Annotated in this window: 20 protein-coding genes; 4 read left to right on the forward strand and 16 right to left on the reverse strand. The window is 66.5% G+C overall.

The features are described from left to right. Positions 1-80: 80 nt before the first annotated feature. From CVS48_RS25625 to CVS48_RS25635, 3 genes are all read left to right on the forward strand, one after another. Entirely contained in the window at positions 81-2,408 is a 2,328-nt protein-coding gene (locus CVS48_RS25625) for a TonB-dependent receptor (protein ID WP_242001153.1), read from the forward strand. 161 nt (positions 2,409-2,569) lie between these two features. Then, entirely contained in the window at positions 2,570-3,253 is a 684-nt protein-coding gene (locus CVS48_RS25630; protein ID WP_100856908.1) for a LuxR C-terminal-related transcriptional regulator, read from the forward strand. A gap of 98 nt (positions 3,254-3,351) precedes the next feature. Then, positions 3,352-5,178, forward strand: a complete 1,827-nt coding sequence (locus tag CVS48_RS25635; protein ID WP_242001152.1) for a sensor histidine kinase — start codon at positions 3,352-3,354, stop codon at positions 5,176-5,178. Here the strand turns inward: CVS48_RS25635 and CVS48_RS25640 are convergent. Beyond that, a complete protein-coding gene (locus CVS48_RS25640; protein ID WP_172616222.1) occupies positions 5,077-5,484 on the reverse strand; it encodes a VOC family protein in 408 nt (135 codons plus the stop codon). The genes CVS48_RS25635 and CVS48_RS25640 overlap by 102 nt on opposite strands. A gap of 92 nt (positions 5,485-5,576) precedes the next feature. Here CVS48_RS25640 and CVS48_RS25645 point away from each other — a divergent pair, with 92 nt between their 5' ends. Next, on the forward strand, positions 5,577-5,840 hold the full coding sequence (locus tag CVS48_RS25645; RefSeq protein ID WP_126376266.1) for a hypothetical protein: 264 nt from the start codon (positions 5,577-5,579) through the stop codon (positions 5,838-5,840). Positions 5,841-5,857: 17 nt separating this feature from the next. Here CVS48_RS25645 and CVS48_RS25650 read toward each other — a convergent pair whose 3' ends face one another. The 15 genes from CVS48_RS25650 to CVS48_RS25720 all read right to left on the reverse strand — a co-directional run bounded on the left by CVS48_RS25650 (position 5,858) and on the right by CVS48_RS25720 (position 22,067). Beyond that, positions 5,858-7,066, reverse strand: a complete 1,209-nt coding sequence (locus tag CVS48_RS25650; protein WP_100856911.1) for a zinc-dependent alcohol dehydrogenase — start codon at positions 7,064-7,066, stop codon at positions 5,858-5,860. After that, complete coding sequence (locus tag CVS48_RS25655; protein ID WP_100856912.1) at positions 7,066-7,293, reverse strand: hypothetical protein; 228 nt, start codon at positions 7,291-7,293, stop codon at positions 7,066-7,068. Before CVS48_RS25655 ends, CVS48_RS25650 begins: the two co-directional genes overlap by 1 nt. 65 nt (positions 7,294-7,358) lie before the next feature. Beyond that, the gene (locus CVS48_RS25660) at positions 7,359-8,378 is read right to left on the reverse strand and encodes a UDP-glucuronic acid decarboxylase family protein (RefSeq protein WP_100857860.1); all 1,020 of its coding nucleotides are present in this window, start codon (positions 8,376-8,378) and stop codon (positions 7,359-7,361) included. Continuing rightward, entirely contained in the window at positions 8,378-9,349 is a 972-nt protein-coding gene (locus tag CVS48_RS25665; RefSeq protein ID WP_100856913.1) for a glycosyltransferase, read from the reverse strand. Before CVS48_RS25665 ends, CVS48_RS25660 begins: the two co-directional genes overlap by 1 nt. Then, the gene (locus CVS48_RS25670) at positions 9,346-10,407 is read right to left on the reverse strand and encodes a glycosyltransferase family 9 protein (RefSeq protein ID WP_100856914.1); all 1,062 of its coding nucleotides are present in this window, start codon (positions 10,405-10,407) and stop codon (positions 9,346-9,348) included. The genes CVS48_RS25665 and CVS48_RS25670 overlap by 4 nt, the downstream gene beginning before the upstream one ends. Next, positions 10,404-11,390 carry a glycosyltransferase family 2 protein gene (locus tag CVS48_RS25675; RefSeq protein WP_100856915.1) on the reverse strand — a complete coding sequence of 329 codons (987 nt, stop codon included), beginning with the start codon at positions 11,388-11,390 and terminating at the stop codon, positions 10,404-10,406. Before CVS48_RS25675 ends, CVS48_RS25670 begins: the two co-directional genes overlap by 4 nt. Further along, entirely contained in the window at positions 11,387-13,126 is a 1,740-nt protein-coding gene (locus tag CVS48_RS25680; protein ID WP_100856916.1) for a carbamoyltransferase family protein, read from the reverse strand. Before CVS48_RS25680 ends, CVS48_RS25675 begins: the two co-directional genes overlap by 4 nt. After that, positions 13,114-14,232 carry a glycosyltransferase family 9 protein gene (locus tag CVS48_RS25685; protein WP_100856917.1) on the reverse strand — a complete coding sequence of 373 codons (1,119 nt, stop codon included), beginning with the start codon at positions 14,230-14,232 and terminating at the stop codon, positions 13,114-13,116. The genes CVS48_RS25680 and CVS48_RS25685 overlap by 13 nt, the downstream gene beginning before the upstream one ends. A 2-nt stretch (positions 14,233-14,234) precedes the next feature. Beyond that, positions 14,235-14,825: a D-glycero-alpha-D-manno-heptose-1,7-bisphosphate 7-phosphatase gene (locus tag CVS48_RS25690; RefSeq protein WP_100856918.1), complete on the reverse strand. Its 591-nt coding sequence runs from the start codon at positions 14,823-14,825 to the stop codon at positions 14,235-14,237. Further along, entirely contained in the window at positions 14,816-15,559 is a 744-nt protein-coding gene (locus tag CVS48_RS25695; RefSeq protein ID WP_100856919.1) for an SDR family oxidoreductase, read from the reverse strand. Before CVS48_RS25695 ends, CVS48_RS25690 begins: the two co-directional genes overlap by 10 nt. Before the next feature lie 23 nt (positions 15,560-15,582). After that, positions 15,583-16,854 carry a glycosyltransferase family 4 protein gene (locus tag CVS48_RS25700; protein WP_100856920.1) on the reverse strand — a complete coding sequence of 424 codons (1,272 nt, stop codon included), beginning with the start codon at positions 16,852-16,854 and terminating at the stop codon, positions 15,583-15,585. Between the two features lie 159 nt (positions 16,855-17,013). Continuing rightward, positions 17,014-19,734, reverse strand: coding sequence for an ATP-binding cassette domain-containing protein (locus CVS48_RS25705; protein ID WP_100856921.1), 2,721 nt, complete (start codon positions 19,732-19,734; stop codon positions 17,014-17,016). Positions 19,735-19,813: 79 nt separating this feature from the next. After that, positions 19,814-20,284 carry a hypothetical protein gene (locus tag CVS48_RS25710; RefSeq protein WP_100856922.1) on the reverse strand — a complete coding sequence of 157 codons (471 nt, stop codon included), beginning with the start codon at positions 20,282-20,284 and terminating at the stop codon, positions 19,814-19,816. Next, entirely contained in the window at positions 20,281-21,204 is a 924-nt protein-coding gene (locus CVS48_RS25715; protein WP_100856923.1) for a glycosyltransferase family 2 protein, read from the reverse strand. The genes CVS48_RS25710 and CVS48_RS25715 overlap by 4 nt, the downstream gene beginning before the upstream one ends. Beyond that, complete coding sequence (locus tag CVS48_RS25720) at positions 21,201-22,067, reverse strand: PIG-L deacetylase family protein (RefSeq protein WP_100856924.1); 867 nt, start codon at positions 22,065-22,067, stop codon at positions 21,201-21,203. The genes CVS48_RS25715 and CVS48_RS25720 overlap by 4 nt, the downstream gene beginning before the upstream one ends. Positions 22,068-22,073: the final 6 nt, after the last annotated feature.

Consider the following 22,073-nt stretch of genomic DNA (forward strand, 5'->3'; position numbering starts at 1 on the left):
TCTCTGCCCGACCTGCTCTGCGCGTCCCGCCGCGTGTGGTTCTCAGCGCGCTTGCCTTTTCACTATCGCTTGTCTTTGGCATGGCGCCCGCCGTCCAGGCCCAGGAAGCGCCCGTCAGCGTCAACATTCCCGCGCAGCCCTTGGGCGATGCGCTGTTGCAGTTGGGCTCGCAGACGTCCTTGCAGATTTTTTATTCGCAGGATGTGCTGGCTGGCCAGAATGCGCGCGCCATCTCGGGCAATCTGTCGCCTGAAGAGGCACTGCGCCAACTGCTGCAAGGCACGGGCATCACGTACACGCGCAATGGCAACAACGTGACCTTGTCGCGCACCGAGCCCGTAGGCGGCACGGTGCAACTGGAAGCCGTGACGGTCACCGCCGGCATTCTGGGCGAACTTGCCCCGCCCTACACGGGCGGGCAGATTGCCACGGGCGGCAGCCTGGGCCTGCTGGGTTCTGAAGACGTGATGGACTCGCCGTTCAGCACGGTCAACTACACCTCTGAACTGCTGTATGACCAGCAGGCCCGCACGCTGGCCGACGTGGTCGTCAACGACGCCTCGGTCCGCACGCTGACGTCCGCCGGCGGCTTTGGGGAAGACTTCCAGATCCGCGGCTTTGCCGTGGGCAGCGGCGACGTCAGCGTCAACGGCCTGTATGGCCTGGTGTCGTCCAGCCGCGTGCCGGTGCAGATCCTGGAACGGGTGGAAGTGCTGAAAGGCCCCGGCGCCTTCATGCGCGGCATTCCGCCCAACGGCAGCATCGGCGGCGCCATCAACGTGGTGACCAAGCGCGCCGACGACGAACCGCTGGCGCGCGCCACGCTGGGCTATGCCAGCAAGGCCAACTTCACCGGCCAGCTTGACCTGGGCCGCCGCTTTGGCGAAGACAATGCCTGGGGCCTGCGCTTCAATGGCGTCAAGCGCGGCGGAGAATCCACGTTGAAGGACGGCAAGCAGGGCCTGGACATGGGCGCCTTGGGTATCGACTATCGCGGCACGCGCCTGCGCTGGTCGGCCGACGCCATCCACCAGGAAGACGTGATCGAGAACTTCCGCTCGCAGATCGGCTGGCAGGCCAACGTGACGGAGCTACCCTCGCCGCCGGATGGCGACATCAACTTCTACCCCGGCACCCGCCTGTCGCAACGCGACAGCACGATCATGTCGCGCCTGGAATATGACTTCACCGACAACCTCACCGGCCACATCGCGGCGGGGTATCGCGACGGCAAGGTACGGCAGGTGTTCCCGGTTACCGTCAGCCCGTCCGGCGTGCGCCAGTCGGTCGACCAGGACGGCAACTTCAACGTCATGACGACGTACTACGACTCGTATTCCAAGACAAGCAGCGGCGACGCCGGCTTGACGGCCCGCTTCAGCACCGGCGGCATCAAGCACCGCCTGGCACTGGGCGCCACCTACCTGAAGCAGGAAGCGGGCAACGCCTATTCGACCGGGTCGGCCATTGTGGCCTCCAATATTTATGATCCGGTCGACATCCCCGACGGCCCCGCCGTGCGCCTCACCCCGCAAAAGGCGTCGGACACCACGCTGACCAGCTTCGCCATTGTCGACACGCTATCTTTCATCGACGATCGCATTCTGCTGACGGCGGGCGTTCGCCACCAACGGGTTGAAGTCGACAGCTTCAACACCACCACGGGCGCGCGCACCAGCGGCTACCGCTCCAGCGCCAACTCGCCCGTCGGCGGCATCGTCATCAAGCCGCTGCACAACGTATCGGTCTACGCCAACCTGGCCCAAGGCCTGACGCGCGGCACGATCGTGGGCGATACCTACGAAAACCGCGGCGCCGTGCTGGCGCCGTACAAGTCCAAGCAGTACGAAACCGGCGTCAAGGTGGACTGGGACGGCAACATCACCACCACGCTTGCGCTCTTTCAGATTGCGCGCCCGGCCGGCCAGGCCGACGACAACAACGTCTACGGCTACTTTGGTGAACAGCGCAACCGTGGCCTGGAACTGACGGGCTACGGCGAAGTCGTCCCCGGCCTGCGCCTGATGGCAAGCGCGGCCTTCATCAACAGCGAACTCACCAAGACCCCGGGCGGCGTCAGCCAGGGCAACCGGCCCGCCGGCGTACCGGCCAGCACCTATAACCTGGGCCTGGATTGGGACACGCCGTGGGTGCAGGGGCTGAGCTTGAACGGCCGCGCCATCCGCACCTCGTCCGTCTACCTCAACAACACCAATACGCTGCGCCTGCCGGGCTACACCCGCTTTGACCTGGGCGCCCGCTACGCCACCACCATCGCCGGCAAGGACGTCGTGTTCCGCGCCAACGTCGAGAACGTGGCGGACAAGAAGTACTGGCTGGCGTCCGGCTCGTTCGTGACGAACGCGGCAGGACGCACGTACATGTTGTCGGCCTCGATCAATTACTGATCGGACGGCGCGCGGGAAGCGAACTACGGAAGCGAACTACGGAAGGCAAGCGCGGAAGGGAAATACAAAGGCAGGAATACCCAGTTCAAGGGATGGCCGGACACACACCGAGCCATCACAATCTAGAATCGGGCGATTCTGCCTTTTTCCCCTTCCCGCCTATGTCCGCCACTTCGCTTGCCCCCGAACTCACGCTGCCCGCCCCCGTGCTGCTGGTGGAGGACGAACCGCTGGTCTGCCGGCGGATCGAGGGCCTGTTGCTGCAACTGGGCTATCAGCCCGACGCGCTGATCTTCGCGGGCTCCCTGGCCGAGGCCCGTGCCTGCCTGGCCAGCCAGCCCGTTGCGCTGGCGCTGGTGGACCTGGGCTTGCCCGACGGCAGCGGCATCGACCTGATTGCCGAGATGCACGCCGCCGACCCCGGCCTGGCCATCCTGGTCATCTCGGCGTGGTGTACCGAAGACGCGATTCTGGCGGCCTTGCGTGCCGGCGCCACGGGCTATGTACTGAAAGAACGGGACGACATGGAAGTGGCGCTGTCGCTGCGCAGCGTGCTGCGGGGTGGCGCGCCGATCGACCCGTTCGTGGCACGGCGCATCATCGACGAATTGCGGCCCCGGCCCACGGAGCAGACCGGCACGGCAAGCGGTGAGATACTTAGCCCCCGCGAAAGCCAGATCCTGCGTCTGGTGGCCGAAGGCCTGGCCAACCGCGAAATCGCCGAACAACTGTTCCTGTCGCGCTACACCGTTGAATGCCATATCAAGCACATCTACCGCAAGCTGGCCGTTTCCTCGCGCACGCGCGCGGTACACGCCGCGCGCTCGCGTGGCTTGCTGGACTGAGATGGCTGCTTGCCTGCTGGCTGGCGCTGTGCGCGGCGCCTGCCTTGGCCGTAGAGGCAAGCGCGGCAACCGACCCTGCGGCATGCGCGGTGCGGGTAATGTCCATCACGGCCGCGCAGGCCGCCGCCGACGGCAGCCGGCCTGACACGGCCGAGTGGATTCCGGTCACGCTGCCCGACGACTGGAACAAGCGCTGGCCCGGCTACAGCGGATCTGTCTGGTATCGCATCGACTGGCAGCGGCCCTGCCCCGGCCCCGTGAGCTTGATGGTGGAATCCGTGGTGATGGCCGGCGAGTTCTACGTCAATGACGAACTGATCTGGAGCGACCCGCAACTGACCGAACCGCTGTCGCGCAGTTGGAACCTGCCGCGCACCTGGCGCCTGCCCGAGGCCATCGTGCGCGACGGCGTGAACACCCTGTCGGTGCGCGGCGTCGGCGTGGCGCAGCAGACGCCCGGGCTGGGCAAGTTGCAATTGGGCACCCCGCAAGCGATGCAGGCCAGGCAGGAATCCATCTGGTGGCTCAACCGCTCGCTATACACGGTGAACCTGGTGATTACCGCCGTGCTGGGCGGCCTGTTCTTCTGCATCTGGGTGGTGCGGCGTGAACAGACCACCTATGGCTGGTATGCCCTGATGTCGCTGTTCTGGGTGCTGTTCATCAGCAATGTGCTGCTGACCAACCCCTGGCCGCTGCCCGACACCTTGTCACTGGCGCGCGCCAACGCCATGGCGCTGGTGCTGTATGTGGCCTGCTTCTGCCTGTTCACCTGGCGCTTTGGCAAACAATCGCTGCCGCGCATCGAACGCGCGCTGGGGATACTGAGCGCCGCGCTGTTGGCCATGCTGGCCTTCACGCCAGACAGCGCGCTGGCGACCGCGCTCTCGGTCGGCACGCTGATTCCCGCCGCCATTTTCGTCATCAACTGCCTGCAGTTTCCGGTACACGCCTGGCGCACCCGCCGTCCAGAGCACCTCATGCTGGCCACCTGCCTGCTGATTTTTTGCGTGGTCATGGTGCATGACCTGCTGGTGATGATGAAGCTCATCCCGTCCGGCCAGACCTATACGGCGTACACCAGCGTGGTGGTCACGCTGTGCATGTCCGCCATCCTGGGCTTGCGCCATGCGCGCAACGTGCGGCAGATAGAACGCTTCAACCAGGAACTGGCCGACGGCATCTTTCAGGCGCGCAGCGAACTGGCCACCACACTGGAACGCGAACACACCCTGGCGGTGGCCAACACCCGCCTGCACGAGCGCTTGCAGATTGCGCACGATCTGCATGACGGGCTGGGCGGCTCGCTGGTGCGGATGATGGCCATGGTGGAACAGGGCGACAAGCCCTTGCAGGGCCAACAGTTTCTGTCCATGTTGAAGCTGCTGCGCGACGACTTGCGCCAGACCATCGACAGCGGATCCAGCAGCGGCGTCACCGTGCCCGCGACCCCGCTGGAATGGGCCGCGCCGCTGCGTCATCGCTTCGTGCAGGTGTTCGACGAATTGGGCCTGGATTCCCACTGGCAGTTTCCGCCGCAATGGCGCACGCCGCCCTCTTCCCTGGAATGCCTGGCGCTGACGCGTCTGCTGGAAGAAGCGTTGACCAATGTCGTCAAACACAGTCGCGCCCGCCGCGTGCAGGTACAACTGCTGCTGCCTGACCCTGAGCGCCTGGAACTGCGGGTTGAAGACGACGGTGCAGGCTTCGATGTAGCGGCGGTGCGGCAAGCCGGCGTCAGTGTGGGCATGCGCAGCATGCATGCCCGCATCGCTCGGGTGCATGGCAGCTTGGACATTGTGTCCGAGCCCGGCCGCACCGTGCTAAGCGCCGTACTGCCTTTGCGCGCAGACAAAGGCCAGCTTGTTGCCCTCGGGGTCGCGGCAATAGGCGGCGTAGAAGTCGGGCGCGTATCGGGCTCGTAAGCCCGGAGCCCCTTCGTCGATGCCGCCCCGCGCCAGGGCTTCGGTCCAACATTGGCGCACCACCGCTTCGTCTGGCGCTTCAAAGCTGACCTGGCAGCCGTTGCCCCAGGTGGCGGGCAAGCCGTTGAACGGCGGCGCCACCACGAACGTGGGCCAACGCTGCTCGCCCACGCCCCAGATCACGCCCTCGGGGCCGGCGTTTTCGATGGTGTTGCGCCGGCGCAGGCCCAGCGGGGCCAGCACGGCGTCGTAAAACGCCACCAGCCGCGGCCACTGGCGTGCGCCGATTTGAATATGCGTATACATGCGTGCATCCTCCCGAATCAGGCATGGCAGTTGCTGCACGGCGGGCGAAGCCGCGCATGTCGCGCGGCGCCAACCAACAAGGGTCGCCAATCATGAACGAATCCAAGCCCGCTCCCGCCCCGAACCCGCCGTCCTCGCCGCATGTGGACCGTGCCGAAGTCGGGGCCACCGGCCAGCCCGTGGCTGATGGCCCGCCGCAAGGGGACGTGAACCCCGACCCCGCCACGAATTCCGGTTATCCGGCCGGAGGTGAGCAAGCGCCGCAAGGCAGGGACGCTTTCGGCCGAACGGAAAAGCAGGTGAAGGAACAGGTCGAAGATCGCCCGGATAAGCCATCCGGCAAACCTGGCCCCTGAGCCCTGCCGCATTGTGCTCAAGCCGCCGGCTCCAGTTGGACCTTCAACCATCCGGGCTGGCGGGTATCAAACGCCTTGAATGCATCCACCGCCTGCGTCAACGGTTCCTGGCGGGTCAGGATGGTCGCCGGGTCCACCGCGCCGGTGCGTACCAGTTCCATCAGCAACGGTACGTACTTGCGATGGTTGCAATTGCCCATGCGCAAGGTCAGGTTTTTGTTCATGGCTTCGCCGATCGGAAAGGTGCGGTCGTTGGGGGGATACACGCCAATGATCGCGAGCGTGCCCGCCTTGGCCAGGGCCTGCACCGCCCATTGCAGCGCCTGCGATGGGGCGCTGCCGGGTTGCCAGTGCTTGCCGTCGGGATTGGCGTGGGGCGCCGCCTTGCGGGCCTCTTCCTTCATGGCGGCGATACCGTCCGCCTTGGCCGCCGGCCCGGCATGCGCATGCTCGGCGTCCACCCCCACAGCATCGATGGCGCAGTCAGCGCCGATGCCGCCCGTCAAGCCCTTGATGCATGCCACCGGGTCTTCCGCGTTGAAGTCGATCACCTCCGCGCCCTGCGCGCGCGCCATGGCCAGGCGGTCGGGCACGGTATCGACGGCAAAGATGCGGCCCGCGTTCATCAGCTTGGCTGACGCAATGGCGAACTGCCCCACCGGCCCGCAGCCGAACACGGCCACCGTGTGGCCGGGCTTGATGCTGGCCAGGTCAGCGCCGAAATACCCGGTGGGAAAAATATCCGACAACATCAAGGCCTGCTCGTCGGTGACGCTGTCCGGCACTTTCACCAGGTTCACGTTGGCGAACGGCACGCGCGCCAGCTCGGCCTGCAAGCCGTGGAAGGGTCCGGTGGATTGCGGCCCGCCATAGAACGCGGTGCCGGCATCGCGGCCGTTCGGGTTGGCCACGTCACACTGCGCGAAGTACCCCGCGCGGCAGTACGAGCAATAGCCGCAGGCAATGGTGGACGGAATGACCACGCGGTCGCCCACGTTCAGGTTGCGCACCCCGGGCCCCAACTGCTCCACCACGCCCACGCCTTCGTGGCCGAGTATGGTGCCGGGCTTCATGGATTCCATGGTGCCGCGTACAAAGTGCAGGTCGGTGCCGCAGATGGCGCTGGCGGTCAGCCGCACGATGGCGTCATTGTCTTCCTGCAAGACGGGGTCGGGGACGGTGTCCAAGCGGATATCGCCAATACCGTGAAATACAACAGCTTTCATCATTTGCTCCTTGAGGTGCCGGATCGGTTGTCGACCGGCTTGGCGTCCGGCGTGGAACGGCCCGGGTCCCACACATCCTTCGGGTCCATGCCGGGCGGGAACTGCCGGCCCGCGCCGGTACGGTTGGGGTCGGCCGGGCGGCCGGCCAGCGTGCGCTCATCCTCCGGCACCGGCTTGTACTCGGCCTCGGCGGGGTCATCCTGGTGCGAATGCGGTTTGGTGCTCATCATGGGCTCCTGTGGACGATCACGGGCGCGAGGGTCGCGCCGCATGTCTGTACCCGCAGCAAACCCTATGCCTGCGCGGCGGGCGCCATCGCGGGCGCCAGGGAAACCGCCACATCAACCGGCCGGGTACGGGCGGCTTCGGCGGCAAAGTACGCCACCGTGCGCGCAATGCCGTCCGCCGGACTCACGCGCGGACTCCACCCCAGGCGGCTGCGCGCCAGCGAGATGTCGGGACAGCGGTGAGTCGGGTCGTCCACGGGCAGCTCGCGGTGAACCAGCGGCACGCGCGTGCCCGTCAGCGCCCGCACCATGTCGGCCATGTCCAGCATCGACAGTTCGGCGGGGTTGCCCAGGTTGACGGGCTGCGTCAGGTCTTCAGGGCTTTCCATCAGACGCACCAGACCGTCTATCAGATCATCCACATAACAGAACGAGCGCGTCTGCGTACCGTCGCCATAAATCGTCAGGGGCTGGCCCGCCAGGGCCTGCACGATGAAGTTCGACACCACGCGCCCATCGTCGGGCGCCATGCGCGGCCCGTAGGTATTGAAGATGCGTGCAATCTTTACCACCACGCCTTCGCGCCGCGCATATTCCATGAAAATCGTTTCCGCGCAGCGCTTGCCCTCGTCATAGCAGGATCGTGGCCCCACCGGATTCACATGGCCCCAATAGCCTTCGGCCTGCGGATGTTCCAGAGGGTCGCCATACACCTCGCTGGTGGACGCCTGCAGCACGCGCGCGCCAACGTCGCGGGCAAGCTCCAGAAGCTGCATCGCGCCCAGCACGCAGGTGCGCAGGGTCTTCAGCGGATCGGCCTGATAGTGCACGGGCGACGCGGGGCAAGCCAGGTTGTAGATGCGGTCGACGCCCAGGCGCGGCAGGCGGTCAACCACGTCGTGGCGCATCACCGTAAAGCGCGGGTGCGCGGCAAGCGGTGCCACATTGCACGCCCTGCCCGTCTGGAAGTTGTCGACGCAGATCACTTCCCATCCGTCGTTCAACAACCGGGAGCAAAGGTGCGAACCCAAAAAGCCCGCACCGCCCGCGACCAGTGCCCGGCCGCTACGTGGAATATCGTTCATCATGCTGCCTCCAGGATCGTGTCGAACACGTCTATCCAATCAGAAATAAAGCGGCCCATACCGAAGCGTTCAAGCGCGGTGTCGCGTCCGGCCGCGCCCCAGGCGCGCGCCAGGTCGGGCTCGGCAACCAGTTGCCGCGCCACGGCCAGCAGCCGGTCCGGCCGTGTGTCCACGTAGCCGTTTTCACCGTTCCGGATGACCGTGGGCAATTCCGTGGTGGCAAAGCCCACCACGGGAACGCCGCACAGCATGGCTTCCACCAGGGACAGGCCCAGGCTGGCGTAGCGGATGGGGCTGAAGAAATAGCGGTAGCGCGCCAGCACGGCGCCCACTTCCATGTTCGGCACTTCGCCCAGGCCGCCCAACTCCGCTGAACCCATGCCGATCAGGTCCATGGGCGTTTGCACCCGCAGGGTTTCGAACAGGTCGCGTCCCAAGCGCCGCCCTCGCCTGGACAGATGGTTGATGACGACGATGCCCTTGGGCGTGCCGCCGTCATAGGCCACGGCGGGCGGCGGCACGCCATGCTCCACCACCCGCATGGGCATGCCGCCCGCGTCCCACATCGCCGCATTGAACGCCGTGACGTGCACGAGCAAGCCGCGCTCATGCCGGAACGGATGCACCGTATCGGTGGGGTGCGGCTCGGGCGGGTTGTGTTCCAGGTAGACGCTGGGCAGCGCGCGTTGCGCGTCGTCCAGCCACAGGCGCGCGTCCTCGACGTTCTGCCGCGACTGATACAGGACGCAGTCGAACGGCATGCGCCGCAACGTATCGGCCGGCACCTGCACCACATTGGCGGGCCACGGAATCTTGCGGCCCAGCGCGCCATAGCCCGGCGGATTGCCGGGCAAGGACGGCACCACGAAATCATGCGGCACATGGCTCAGCGCATAAAGATAGTTGCCATGCACATGCCACGTCAGGATACGCAGGGGTCGGCCCGGCCGCGCCACTTCTGGATGCGTCATTGCAGCGCCCCCTGTAATTGGCTTTGCACCCGCCGCAGCACGTCGGGCACGGTCACCGCCAGCGCACAGGGGTGGCCGATGGGACAGTCCTCGAACGCGCAGGGCCGGCAAGGCATGTCGGCGGCCAGCACCACGTGGCGGGCGCTATCCAGCGGCGCCCAACGCCGCTGATCGCTGCCGCAGGCAATCACCACGCTCATCGCGCCCACGCCCGCCGCCACATGCGACACGCCGGTGTCGTTGCAAATCAGCAGGCGGGCAACCTTCAACAAGGCCGCCAGGCTGCCCAGGTGGGTTTGGCCGCACAGATCGGTAAGCGGCACGCCAGCCTGTTCCCGCAGCGAACGCGCCAGGGGCGCTTCGCTGCGCATCCCCGTCAGGGCCACCTGCCAGCCCAGGCGCACCAACTCTTGCGCCAGCGCCGCGTAGCGTTCCAACGGCCAGCGGCGCGACGGCAGCCTTGCGCCCACATGCATCAAGATCAATTTTTCCGGGTTCAGCGCGTGCCGGCCCAGCAACTGCTTCGCGTCGCCGTGGTCCGCGAGGGACACCGGGAATTCCAGCGCGTCGTCGTCCGCGTCGATGCCCAGGTAGCGCAGCAGAGCCTGATAACGGCGTGGCTCCGGCAGATCATCCGGCCATGGCATCCGGCAGCCGGGTATCTCGCCCGCCGCCTCGTCCACGAAGCCGCCCCAGCGCTCGGCGCCCAACTGCGCCACGATAGGGTTGGACTGCCTGCCGCTGCCGTGCATCTGCAACGCCACGTCAACATGCAGCCCACGCACGCGGCGGAAAAAAGCGGGAAGCTCGTTCGCCCTGGGTGCTTGTTCGGGAAAGGCCGGAATACCGGGAAAGTCGATCAGCTCATCCACATAGGCGTGAAACCGGTTCACGAATTCGCCCGCGTTCGGCAGGCCGATCAACAGAATCCGGGTCTGCGGAAAGGCGCGCCTCAGTGCGCGCAAGGCGGGCACCGCGCACAGCATGTCACCCAATTGCAGCGCACGGAATACGGCGATGCTGGCCGGGGGACGCGACACATCGAACAGGGGCTTCATGCGCGGCTCCTGCCAAAGCGCAACATGCCCACCAGCCGCCAGAGGACGGACAGCAGCGGGATGCAGGCGGACGTGATTGCCAGATCAGCCATGTTCTGCAGCGAGCGGCGCGTACCGCGCAGGCGCCGCAGAAAGAAGAGCACACTCAAGCCCAACCATGCGCCAGCGGCCGCCAACGCCGCGCCGAAGTATCCCGACAAGGCCAAGGCCACCGCCGCCACGGCGGCAAGCGTCACGCCCAAGTAGAAGCGCGGCGGATGCGCGCGGATGCGGCTGCGATACAGCAGCGGGTACTTCTTGCGCAGCAGCATGTCGAACATCACTTTCTTCTGCATGCCCAGGCCAGCCGCGAAGCGCACGGGCCGCACCGGATGCAGCACCCGCGCATCGGGTGCGCGCTGCACCGAAAATCCATGGTCCAGCAAGGCGAAATGCAGGTCGGAGTCTTCGCGCCACGCCATCGTGTAGCGCGGGTCGAAACCGCCCACCACCATCAACGCCGTGCGTCGTACAAAACAGTTGGCGGTAATGAACTCGGACCGCGTCAGCCCGGCTGCATCCCGCTCGTAGTCGCTGGGCGGGTCAGGCAGCGGCATCTCGGTCACGCCCGTTACCGCCGCCAGATTCGGCCGCATCGCCAGCACGCCATGCCCCAGCCATTCGGGTTGCGCAATGGTGTCATCGTCCGTAAAGGCAATGATTTCGCCACGTGCGTTGCGCCACCCCAGGTTGCGCGCGCCCGCCGGTCCGCGGCTGCCCACCACGGGCAGATAACGCAAGGCGGGCCGGCCGCCCCATTGCGCTTGCAGCGCCTCGACCTGGCGCCGCGTGGCGGGCGACGCAGCGTCGTCACACACCAGCACTTCGTACTGGTCCTTGGGAAAGCGCTGGTTCGCCAAGGCCTCCAGGCAGCGCGACAGCAACTCCGGGCGCTTGTAGGTGGGCACGACGACGGACACCAGAGGGAAATTTCCCGTGCTCATCTTGGCTTCTCGACCAGGTAAGAGCCGATCACCAGCGCGTCCAGCGGCGATGTCCAGAAGCACTCCAGGGCGTCCCTGGGTGTACACACCACCGGTTCGCCGCGCGTGTTGAACGACGTATTGACCAGCACGGGCACGCCGGTCAGCCGTTCAAATGCCACCAGCAAGTCGTGATAGCGCGGGTTCTGGTCGCGCCGGATCGTTTGCACCCGCGCCGTGCCGTCGATGTGCCGCACGGCCGGGATCTGCTGTGCGCGTTGCGGCAACACGTCATAGACGAACAACATGAAGGGCGCGCAGATGGATGCCGCGCCACGGCCATCGAACCATTCCGCCGCGCGCTCTTCCAGCACCACGGGGGCCACGGGCCGGAAGTCTTCGCGGTCCTTCAAGCCGTTCAACCGTGCCTGCATGCCGCTATCCAGCGGCGAGGCCAGGATGGAACGGGCGCCCAGGGCGCGCGGGCCGAACTCCATGCGCCCCTGAAACCATCCCAGGATTTTTTCCTGGGCCAGCAACGCGGCCGCTTCGCCCGCCACGTCGTCCAGCCGCCGGAAGTCCAGCCGCGAGCTGTACAGAAAGCGTTCGATCTCTTCGTCGGGGTAGGACGGCCCCAGGTAAGCATGTTCCATCGACCATTCGCGCTTGCCGCCGCGCCGGTGATAGTCCACGTACAGCGCCGCGCCCAGCGATGTTCCCGAATCGCCAGCAGCCGGCTGCACCCACACCGATTCAAAGGGACCATCTTTCGCAATGCGCGCATTCATGACGCAGTTCAGCGCCACGCCGCCCGCCATGCACAGGTCCTTGGCGCCCGTCTTTTCGTGCAGCCACTGGACCATGTGCAGCGCCGTCTCTTCCAGCACGTACTGCAAGGAGCTGGCAATGTCCTTGTGCTTGTCCTCGAACGGCGCGCCCCGGGTGCGTGGCGGACCGAAGCGTTCGGCCAGCCGCGCCGGCTGCAAGGAATATCCGCCCTCTTCCTCCAGCCGAAGAATGTCGCGGAACTCGGCCCGGTACTTGGGCTTGCCGAAGGAAGCCAGGGCCATCACCTTGTATTCGTCGGACGAATGCAAAAAGCCCAGGTAGCGCGTGACGTCTTCATACAGCAGGCCCAGCGAGTGCGGCAGGTCAATCTGCTTCAAACGGGCATATTCGCCGCCCGTGAAGTGGCCGTAGCTGGTGGTGGTTTTCTCGCCGCGCCCGTCCATGGTCAAGACCGCCGCTTCGGCGCAGGGAGCCGCCAGGAACGCGCTGGCTTCATGCGACAGGTGATGGTCCAGATAGACCCAGCGGTCAAGCACGTCCTCAAGCGTCAGGTCGTCAAAGCGGGGCGACTTCAAGTGGTGCGGCGCGCCGTCCACCAGTTGGCGCGGTGCGTTCACCAGGTACGACAGGAACAACGGGTCCCAAGGTGACTCGCCGTTCGGCCCGTGCCCCGCGCGCGACGGCTCCAGCGGCAGCGCAATGTCCAGCGGCCGGGGCTGCCCATCGGCCAACAGCGCCGGGTCGTAGGAATAGACGATATGGTCCACGTCGCGCAGGCGGATGTCCGCCACCGACAGGCAGTAGTCAATGGCGTAATACGGAAGCTGCCAGGTAGTGAACGGAACCGGACGCTTGCCATGCTTGACCCGTGTGAAGCGCTCTTCTTCGGCCGCTGCCAGCACAATGCCATCGCGCACAAGCGTGGCCGAGCAGTCGTGGTAGGCCGCATTGATGCCTAGTGTGTACATGGAATGGTCTCCTTGGCCGCGCGCGGACCGCCCGGGTCCACACGAATCTGGTTCAACAAATCACGCGCCGCCGTGGCGACACGGGTGGGGGCAACGCCGGCCAGGCAGGCCTGGTGGCCCTCGGGGCATACGCTGCGATAGCAGTACTTGCAAGGCACGTCGTGGTTCAACACGCGCGCGGCGGTTTGCCAGGGCGTGTGCTGCGGATTGGTCAGCGCGTACAGGTCCACCACCGGCACGCCGAGCGCGGCGGCGATATGCGCCGGCCCGCTGTTGTTGCAGATCATCAGGGCCGACGCCTCCAGCGCCGCGCCCAGCTCGCCCAGCGTCAAGCCTTGCGACAGATCAATCAGCCCGGGCAACCATTGGCGCGCCTCGGCCAGGGCCGGCGCCAGGTCGGCGTCCTCATGCCCGCCCAACAGCAGGATGCGGCGGCCGTCGCCACGCAGCTCCACCAGCGCCTGCACCATCTGCCTGGCCGGATAGCGCCGCGACGATGCGGTGGCGCCCGCATGGGCGCATATCCATCCACCGGCTTCGGTGACGCCGGCGTGATGCAGCTTGGTCCGCAGCGCAAAGCGGTCGTTGTCGGTAACGCGGAAGGACATGCGCTCGTCCTCGCAATGCGCGCCCACACTGGCCACCAGGTCCAACTGACGCTGCACCTCGTGGCGGATACCGGCTTGTGGCTCGGTGTCGCGGACCCAATCGGAAATCAGCCGGTACGGGTTCTCGTGGCAGTGGGCCAACACGCGCGGCACGCCGGCCAGATGGCAGAGCAGCGCGGCAGGCAGCGGGCTTTGGCTGTACGCCGTGAAGATGACCGCGGCGTCGGGCCGCAAGGCGCGCACGCGCGCGACGGCCTCAACATCCTGATCACGCCCCTGCGAGCCGTTCTTCACCCAGGCGGGGTCGTAGGCCAACACGGTATCCACCTCGGGAATATGCGGGGCCACCTTCGCGCCCGACGTGGACGTCAGCAGCGACAGACGTCGCGCTCCCGCCCGCCGCAGCGCCCGGAACGCCGGACTGCACATCAGCACGTCGCCCATATTGTCCAGGCGGATGCACAGCACGTGCGCGCATTGCTGCCAGTCCCAGGCCATGCTCACCCCCTGTCCCTTTGGGCCGCGGGCGCCAGGCTGGCCAGCACGATGCGGGCGGCGGCATCCAGGTCCGGCGCGCGGCTATGCGGCAACCGCTGGGGGCCTTCGCGCCATTCGGTCTCATTGCCCACGTCCAGCAAAATGCTGCGGCAGCCGGCTCGGTTACCAGCTTCGATATCGTCGAGAATGTCGCCGATGAACCAGGACGCGCCGGCGTCCAGGCCCAGCTCCTGCGCGGCGCGCAAGATCAGGCCGGGCTTGGGCTTGCGGCAGTCGCATTCAACCGCGTAGCCCTCGACCACGCCGTCGGGATGGTGCGGACACCAGTAAAAGCCGTCCAGCCGCGCGCCCGCCGCCATGAACATCGACGCCAGCTTGACGTGGACGGCGTCAAGCGCGGCGGCGGCGAACATGCCGCGTGCCACGCCCGACTGATTGCTGATCACCACCAGCGGCAAGCCGGCCGCGCCCAGGCGCGACAGCCCCGCCAACGCCATGGGCGCATAGGCCATGCGCGCCGGGTCGACGTTGTAGGGTTCGTCGGCCAGCACCGTGCCGTCCTTGTCGAGAAATACCGCCGGCCTCAAGGCCATGACGTCTCCTTCATCGGCAGCACCATGACTTCGGGCACCACCGTCTCGGCCGGCTGTGTCAGCACGAAGCGCACCGCGCGCGCCACATTGGCGGGGTCTTGCAAGGTGTCGGTGTCGATGTCCGGAAAGCGGTCAAGCAGGAAGGGGGTGCGCATGCCGCCCGCGATCACGGCGCTGACCTTGATGCCCGCTCCGCGCAGTTCCGCGTGCAAGGCATGCGACAAGCCCATCAAGCCCCACTTGCTGGCGTGGTACGCGCTGGCGTTGGGCCACGCGCGACGCGCGGCGGTCGAGGCCACGTTGACGATGTGGCCGCCGGCGCTGAGCTTGCTTTTGCCCAGCTTGGCCATCAGGAACGGTCCTGTCAGATTGGTGCGCAGCACGCGTTCCCAGACATCGGCGTCCAGGTCGTCGATGGGCGCCGTCACGTCCACGCCGGCGCTGTTGACAATGGCGTCCAGCCTGCCGAACTGGCGGACAACCGCGTCCAGCCCTTCGCGCACATCGTCCACCACGCCCACGTCCATGACGCACGCCATCACGTTGGCGCCTTGTTCCGCCAAGCGGCGCGCCAGCGCGGTGGCGCGCTGCTCGTCCACATCGGCCACGGCCACGCTGGCGCCTTCGGCCGCCAGCATCTCGCACAGCGCCGCGCCCAGGCCGCTGCCGCCGCCCGTGACCAAAACGCAGCGCCCTTTCAGGCTGTCAAAGTCATTCGTCGATTGCTCAGTCATCGTTCGCTCCACGTCTAGTCCGGTTAAGCCGCAATGCGCGCGGCCTGGCGATCGGCACGAGCCGCGCCGGCCGCCATGTGTCCATACACGGACAACAGGTCCTGCCCCACGCGCTTCCAGGTGTACAGACGCCGCGCGCGCAACCTGCCGGCCTCGCCCATGCGCGCGCGCAGTTCGGCATCCGCCGCCAGTTCGGCCAGGCGCTCGGCCAGACGATCGGGGTCGCGCGGGGGCACCAGAAAACCGGTCTTGCCATGCACCACGGTGCTGCGGATGCCGCCCGTGTCCGAGCCCACCACCGGCTTGCCGCAAGCCATGGCCTCTACCGGCGTGATGCCGAAGGGCTCGTACCACGGGGTGGTCACGAACACGTCGCTGGCGCTGTAGTACGTGGCAAGCTGGTCGCGATGGCGGCGCCCGGTGAATTCCACCCACGGCGCCACGCCCTCTTCTTCGGCGATGCCGCGCAGGCGGCCGATTTCAGGCGTGGAGGCGACGTCGGCATCGTCGCTGTTGCCGCCCACGATGCACAGCCTGGCGTTCACGCCATGCCTCGCCCGCAGGCGCGCCAACGCGCGGATGACGTTGTCCACGCCCTTGCGCGGCACCATGCGGCCAAGCTGCAGCAACGTGAAGGCGGAGTCATCCCAGCCCAATGCCGCGCGCGCGGCGGCGACGGGTTGCGGCGACATTTCGGCGCCGTCATAACCGCAAGGCACGATCTCGATGCGGCGCGGGTCGGCGCCATAGAGCTCAATCAGGTCGTGCCGGTCTTGCGGGCATTCCGCCACGATGCGGTCGGCGCGCCGCGTGATCTCGTCTTCGATATCGAAACGGATATCCGGAAACAGATCCGCCTCTTGCTGGTGTTGGCGACGTACCTTGCCCAAGGCGTGGAACGTCACCGCGAGCGGAATGCCGAAGTGCTGCGCAACCGGCAGCGCCGCCATCGCCGACATGAAAAAGTTGGCGTGGATGACGTCGTAGCCCGGGCCTTGCCGCCCAAAGTAGCGCAGCAGGTAGGCCGAGAACTCGTCCATGTAGGGCAGCATTTTTTCTTTGGGCAGGTAGCTGCTAGGACCCGCCGGCACATGCACGACGCGCACCCCGCGCATCATGGCCTGCTCGGGTGCCAGCGCGGCGTTGTCCTTGCGGGTAAACACGTCGACCTGCATGCCGGCGCGTGCCAGCTCGCGCGCCACATGCGCGACATAAACATTCTGGCCGCCGCTGTCCACGCTGCCGGCAAGCGCCAGTGGCGAGGCATGCTCACTGATGATGGCGATTCTTTTCATGGTGCAACTCCGTTGTTCGTGCCTGTTTGCAGACCAGCATTGAGCAAGTGATGTGCCAAAGGACGAGCAACGAGGTGAACATGTCGTACGGAATTTTTTCGCCCGGGGGAGGTGACATGGCACTTCTTACATCTGCGGTAAGAAGTGCCATATGCCCGCTTATGCGTCGACGTTTTTCGCGGGTGGCGGCGGCAGCATCGCGCCTACCGTGGCCAGCAGTTCGTTCGGGTCAACGGGCTTGGCAAGATGCACCTGGAAGCCTGCCAGCAAGCTGCGCAAGCGGTATTCGGGGCTGACGTGGCCGGACAGCGCAATGGCCGGCAGGCGATGCGCCAGCGACGCGCCGCGCTGCGCTTCCATGGCGCGGATGCGTCCCACGACTTCATAGCCGTCCATGTCACCCAGCGCCAGGTCGCAGATCAGCACGCGCGGCCAGCGTTCGGGGGGCAGCTCCGCAAAGGCCTTCAAGGCCTCTTGCCCCGTGGCGCATTGCGAGACGGTGGCGCCGTTGTCCTTCAGGATCTCCGCCACCATATCTCCGGCTTCGGGCTGGTCGTCCACCACCATCACGGACGCGCCACGCAGATCGGGCAGCCCCACGTCGGCGCGCAGCGGCGTGGCTTCCACCGCGCGCACGGGGAAGTCGGCGCAATAGGTCAGGCCCCCTGACTCGGCCGTGGCGCTGTGGAACTGGCCGCCCTGGCGCTGCACCTGCGCCGCGAACTGCGCGGGGTCCAGCGCGGCGGCGGCACGCAGTGGCTCAGGTATGTTCAGCAAACTGTCAGCAGCCGGCGCGTCATCCGCATCCGCACTCGTGGCGACGGATGTCCTGCCGTCGGTCACCGCCAGGCGCGTCATGGGACCTTCACGCTGCAAGCGGATCTCGATGCGTCCGCCGTGCGGCGTGACCGCGATGGCGTGCAGACACAGGTCCCACACCAACTGCTGCAACGAGCTAGGGTCGCCGGTAATGCGCGCGGCCTCATTGCCGATGGTGGTGTACAGGTTCACGCCCTTGTCTTGCGCCAGCTCGCGCGCCGCGTCCAGCACGCCGGCCACCACCGCCACCAGGTTGACCGGTTGCCGCGTTTCGCGCCCCATCGCCTCTTCCAGCGCGGACTGCTGGCGCTGCAATGCCCACATCTGCGCGTACATGCCCTGGCGTTTGAGCAGGTCATCATGGCGGCCCTGTTCGATGACGCGCCCGCGGTCCAGCACCAGGATGTTGTGGGCGTGCACGATGGTGGACAGCCGATGCGCAATGATCAAGGTGCTGCGCCCGCGTGAAATGCGCTCAAGCTCGGCCTGGATGGCGCGCTCGGTGCGCGTGTCCAGCGCCGAGGTGGCTTCGTCGAACACCACAATCGACGGGTTCTTCAAGATGGTCCGCGCGATGGCGATACGCTGGCGCTCGCCCCCCGACAGCATCACCCCGCGCTCGCCCACTGCCGTCTCATAGCCGTCGGGCAAGCTTTCGATGAATTCATGGACCCGCGCCCCGCGCGCAGCCTGCACCACCTGCTCGCGCGTGGCATCCGGCCGGCTGTAGGCAATGTTGTAGGCAATGGTTTCGTTGAACAGCATGGTGTCTTGCGGGACGATGCCCAGCGCCTTGCGCACGCTGCGCACATTGACCGTGCGCAGGTCCTGTCCGTTGATCAGGATGCGGCCGGCGTCGGGGTCATAGAAGCGGAACAGCAGCCGCGCCAGCGTCGACTTGCCCGAGCCGCTGCCGCCCACCACGGCCAGCGTGGTGCCCGCGGGCACCGTGAAATCGATATCCCACAAGATCTGCCGGCCGGCGTCGTAGCCGAAGCTGACGCCTTCGAAACGGATTTCCCCCGCCCCGGCATCCAGGGCGGGCAAGTCGGGATCGTCGCCGGTTTCCGGCGGATGCCGCAGCAGGTCGCACACGCGCTCGGCGTTGACGAAGGCTTCCTTTGCCTGCCTGAATATCAGCCCCAGCGTGTTCAGCGGCAGGCATATCTGGATGATGTAGGCATTGACCAGCACCAGGTCGCCAACCGTCATCTGCGCGCTGACCACCTGTTGCCCCGCCAGCAGCATCACCGCCGCCACGCCACACGCAATGATGCCGCTTTGCCCCACGTGCAGCCGCGACAACGAGCGTTGGTTGCGGATGCCGACCTCGGTCCAATCGCCCAGGACGCGGCCCAGCCGCGACGACTCCATGGCCTCGTTCGCGTTCAGCTTCACCGCTTCGTAGTTCAAGAGGCTGTCGACCATCTGGCCGCTGGCGCGCGAGTCCAGCTCGTTCAAGCGCCGTTGGTACTTCATGCGCTTACGCACCAGCACCGTGGTGTACGAGAAATACGCAACAAAGGTCAGCGTGACGATCAGCGCGAACCACGCGCTGTAACCCATCACCAGGATCAGCACCACGGACACGATCTCCACCAGGGTGGGCAGCAGCGTGAACAAGCCCGTTCCCAGCAAGAAGCCCAAGCCGGCCGTGCCGCGCTCCACGTCGCGCGCCAGGCCGCCGGTGTTGCGGGCGCCATGAAAGCGCGCGCCCAACTGCTGTAGTTGCGCAAACACCCTGACGGTGAACTCCGCCACCGTGCGTTGCGCCACCTTGACGAAGACCACGTCGCGCAACTCGGTAAAGACGCTGCCGCCAAACCGGATCAACGCATAGCCCAGCAGCAGGAAAACGGGCAGCAGCAGCGTGCCGGGCGCGCTCAGCGTATCGACGATGGTCTTCAGAATGACGGGCACCAGCACCATCAACAGCTTGGCCACTATCAGCAGCGCCACGGCGGCCGCTGTGCGTCGCCGATATTTCCACAGCGCGCGCAAAATGGTCCGGTTGACTTCCTTGCGGGCGAAGTCGTTGGCGGTGGCGTCCGGTTCTTTCATGGGAAGGCCCTCAAGACGATGAGGGTCCGGCCAGCAAATGCCGTTCCGCCACAGAACGACATTTGCGCGCTCTGCCTGCCTAGGCCGGCGCGGATTGTGCCTGCACGCAAGCCTTGAACAAGTGCGCGATGGCGCCCGCGAACGCTTCGTCAAACCAGGGGTTGGCGCCGCTGACGGCGACCACGATGCCGTCCACCACCGCACTGCCCCACACCGTCACGTCGTCGGCCCGCAGCAGATGCGGGGACAAGGCCAGCACCGAGTGGCTGGCCCGCCCGGTGCGCCAGCTTAGTTGCGCCTTGGCACGCGCGTAGGCGCCATAGTCGGCATCCCACTTGGCCGTGTCGCCGAAGCTCTCCTCGTACAGGACCGCGGCGTCGAAGTCGCACTCGGTGGGCCGCGCCAAAGGGTGCATGACCACGACGTGCAGAAAACCGCTTTCGCCTACGTGTTGATTCGTGCGCGCGGCCTCCAGCATCGGCGCCGCCAGGAGCACGGCCTGCGCCGCCGCCTCGCGCGCGTGATAGGGAGTGGGGGGAATGGATGTCATGCTTGTCCTCCTGTTGGGCGTCTGCCTTGGACGCGCTGGGTTGTTTGCCTGCCGGCAGCCTCGGCCTGCCAGACGGTGTTGAGCTTCGCGCAAGTGGCCGGATCCAGCTTGCGACGATGCTGGCGGATCAAGTCCCATCCGCCCATTGCATCCCGGCAGGCGCGAAGGCGCGCGCCCCATCCCGACAGGTCACGCAACACCGCGATGCTGCGACGCGCGGCCATGCCGAGCGGCAGGCGCAGCCAGGCGGTCCATAGGGCGTTGCGCGCCAGCATGCGTCGGCGCAACGGCGCATCGCGCGCTTGGGATGGCCAGTGACGGGTCTTGAGCTCCGGGGCGTAAACGATCCGCCCGCCATCGGCCATGATGTCCAGCCCTAGCAAGGTCTCTTCGCCACCAATGAAAAATGGCTCCCAATAGCCGCCCGCGTCCATGAAAGCCCGTGTGCGCATGACGTTCGCGCCCGCCATGAATCCGATCAATTCCCGCCCCACGCCACCCACGGACGGCAAGGGGCTGTGCGCCATCCGCGCGCACGCGGGGTCCGGGCGCGCATCAGGGCCCACCACGATGCGGGCGTTCAGCACCGCGATGTCTGCATTGGCATCCAAGAGGTCGGCGGCGCGGTCCAAGGCGCCGGGCGCCCAGCAGGTATCGTCGTCGCAGAAGGCAACGTAGGGCGTCATCACCTGCGCCACGCCCAGGTTGCGCCCAGCCGCGCCCAGGTTCTTGCTGGCGCGCACCGCGATGACGTCGGGAAACGCTTGCCGCAAGTGCTCCGCCGTGCCGTCCGTGCTGCCGTTGTCCACCACGATGACGGGATACCCGTGACACTGCGTGTGCAGCCTTTCCAGCGTGCCGCGTAGTTCGGGCCAGCGGTTGTAGGTCAACACCACGATGGATACGCGCTTGCCGCTCATGGGCAATCTCCTTTGCTGGACAGCCGCCAGTAGCGTTCGGGTCGGGACAGGTCTTCGGGCAAGCCGTTGAAGCCCTTGAGCTGCGAGGCATAGGCGACGATGGCATCCGCCTTGTCGGCCGGGTCGCTGGATAAGCCCGCGGGCGTCAGCACCAGCCCGCGCGCATGCAGTTGCACCAGGCGTTGTTGCACCGCGCCGGGCTGCGCGCGATACGGCGCGTCCTCGTACAGGAACCAGCGCACGCCCGGCCAGGTCTCCCATATCAGCAGGGCCGCATCACTGACGCGAATGTGGTCGCCATGAAATAGCCCCAGGGGAATCGCGACCGCGCCGGGGGCCAGATCGTGCAAGGTGGCCAGCAGGGTTTCGGTCAGCCGGGGCATGGCGGCCTCGGGACACGCCAGGTACTGGCAGTCCACCAGGTCCAACGACCGCCCTTCGCAGCCTATGGCGGCAAGCGCGCGGCGATTTTCGTGGGTGCGCTCGCGCAGGGCGGCGGCGGCATCTGCAAAGCCGCAGGCGCGGTCCCACTCCGTCAACGTGTCGGGGTCGTCGGGCACGCCCGTGTAGACGGTCACGACGGTGCTTCCGGCGCAGCGCGACAGCAGGCTGCCGCAACTGAACACCGCATCGTCCAGGTGCGGCGATATGACAATCAGTGGCAGATTCGGACCTAAGGGACAGGATGCGGAACAAGACGTGGCAAAGGATGCAGCGCTTGCGGAGTCAAGAGCGTCTGGCATGGGATCGTGGAATTCAAGCGGGACAGGCACGCGATGCAGCAAGTCACATACCCGCGACGCGGCCCCCTCCCGGCACGCTTTTTCCGGTTGTATCATCCTAGGCAACAGCCTATCGCGCATTCAGAA

Source organism: Achromobacter spanius (assembly GCF_002812705.1).
Lineage (GTDB): Bacteria > Pseudomonadota > Gammaproteobacteria > Burkholderiales > Burkholderiaceae_B > Achromobacter > Achromobacter spanius.

Bases quoted from the DNA above. Each gene is read 5' to 3' on its own strand.
- CVS48_RS25625 (WP_242001153.1), top strand. From the start codon at position 81: ATGGCGCCCGCCGTCCAGGCCCAGGAAGCGCCCGTCAGCGTCAACATT.
- CVS48_RS25630 (WP_100856908.1), top strand. From the start codon at position 2,570: ATGTCCGCCACTTCGCTTGCCCCCGAACTCACGCTGCCCGCCCCCGTG.
- CVS48_RS25635 (WP_242001152.1), top strand. From the start codon at position 3,352: ATGTCCATCACGGCCGCGCAGGCCGCCGCCGACGGCAGCCGGCCTGAC.
- CVS48_RS25640 (WP_172616222.1), bottom strand. From the start codon at position 5,484: ATGTATACGCATATTCAAATCGGCGCACGCCAGTGGCCGCGGCTGGTG.
- CVS48_RS25645 (WP_126376266.1), top strand. From the start codon at position 5,577: ATGAACGAATCCAAGCCCGCTCCCGCCCCGAACCCGCCGTCCTCGCCG.
- CVS48_RS25650 (WP_100856911.1), bottom strand. From the start codon at position 7,066: ATGAAAGCTGTTGTATTTCACGGTATTGGCGATATCCGCTTGGACACC.
- CVS48_RS25655 (WP_100856912.1), bottom strand. From the start codon at position 7,293: ATGAGCACCAAACCGCATTCGCACCAGGATGACCCCGCCGAGGCCGAG.
- CVS48_RS25660 (WP_100857860.1), bottom strand. From the start codon at position 8,378: ATGAACGATATTCCACGTAGCGGCCGGGCACTGGTCGCGGGCGGTGCG.
- CVS48_RS25665 (WP_100856913.1), bottom strand. From the start codon at position 9,349: ATGACGCATCCAGAAGTGGCGCGGCCGGGCCGACCCCTGCGTATCCTG.
- CVS48_RS25670 (WP_100856914.1), bottom strand. From the start codon at position 10,407: ATGAAGCCCCTGTTCGATGTGTCGCGTCCCCCGGCCAGCATCGCCGTA.
- CVS48_RS25675 (WP_100856915.1), bottom strand. From the start codon at position 11,390: ATGAGCACGGGAAATTTCCCTCTGGTGTCCGTCGTCGTGCCCACCTAC.
- CVS48_RS25680 (WP_100856916.1), bottom strand. From the start codon at position 13,126: ATGTACACACTAGGCATCAATGCGGCCTACCACGACTGCTCGGCCACG.
- CVS48_RS25685 (WP_100856917.1), bottom strand. From the start codon at position 14,232: ATGGCCTGGGACTGGCAGCAATGCGCGCACGTGCTGTGCATCCGCCTG.
- CVS48_RS25690 (WP_100856918.1), bottom strand. From the start codon at position 14,825: ATGGCCTTGAGGCCGGCGGTATTTCTCGACAAGGACGGCACGGTGCTG.
- CVS48_RS25695 (WP_100856919.1), bottom strand. From the start codon at position 15,559: ATGACTGAGCAATCGACGAATGACTTTGACAGCCTGAAAGGGCGCTGC.
- CVS48_RS25700 (WP_100856920.1), bottom strand. From the start codon at position 16,854: ATGAAAAGAATCGCCATCATCAGTGAGCATGCCTCGCCACTGGCGCTT.
- CVS48_RS25705 (WP_100856921.1), bottom strand. From the start codon at position 19,734: ATGAAAGAACCGGACGCCACCGCCAACGACTTCGCCCGCAAGGAAGTC.
- CVS48_RS25710 (WP_100856922.1), bottom strand. From the start codon at position 20,284: ATGACATCCATTCCCCCCACTCCCTATCACGCGCGCGAGGCGGCGGCG.
- CVS48_RS25715 (WP_100856923.1), bottom strand. From the start codon at position 21,204: ATGAGCGGCAAGCGCGTATCCATCGTGGTGTTGACCTACAACCGCTGG.
- CVS48_RS25720 (WP_100856924.1), bottom strand. From the start codon at position 22,067: ATGCGCGATAGGCTGTTGCCTAGGATGATACAACCGGAAAAAGCGTGC.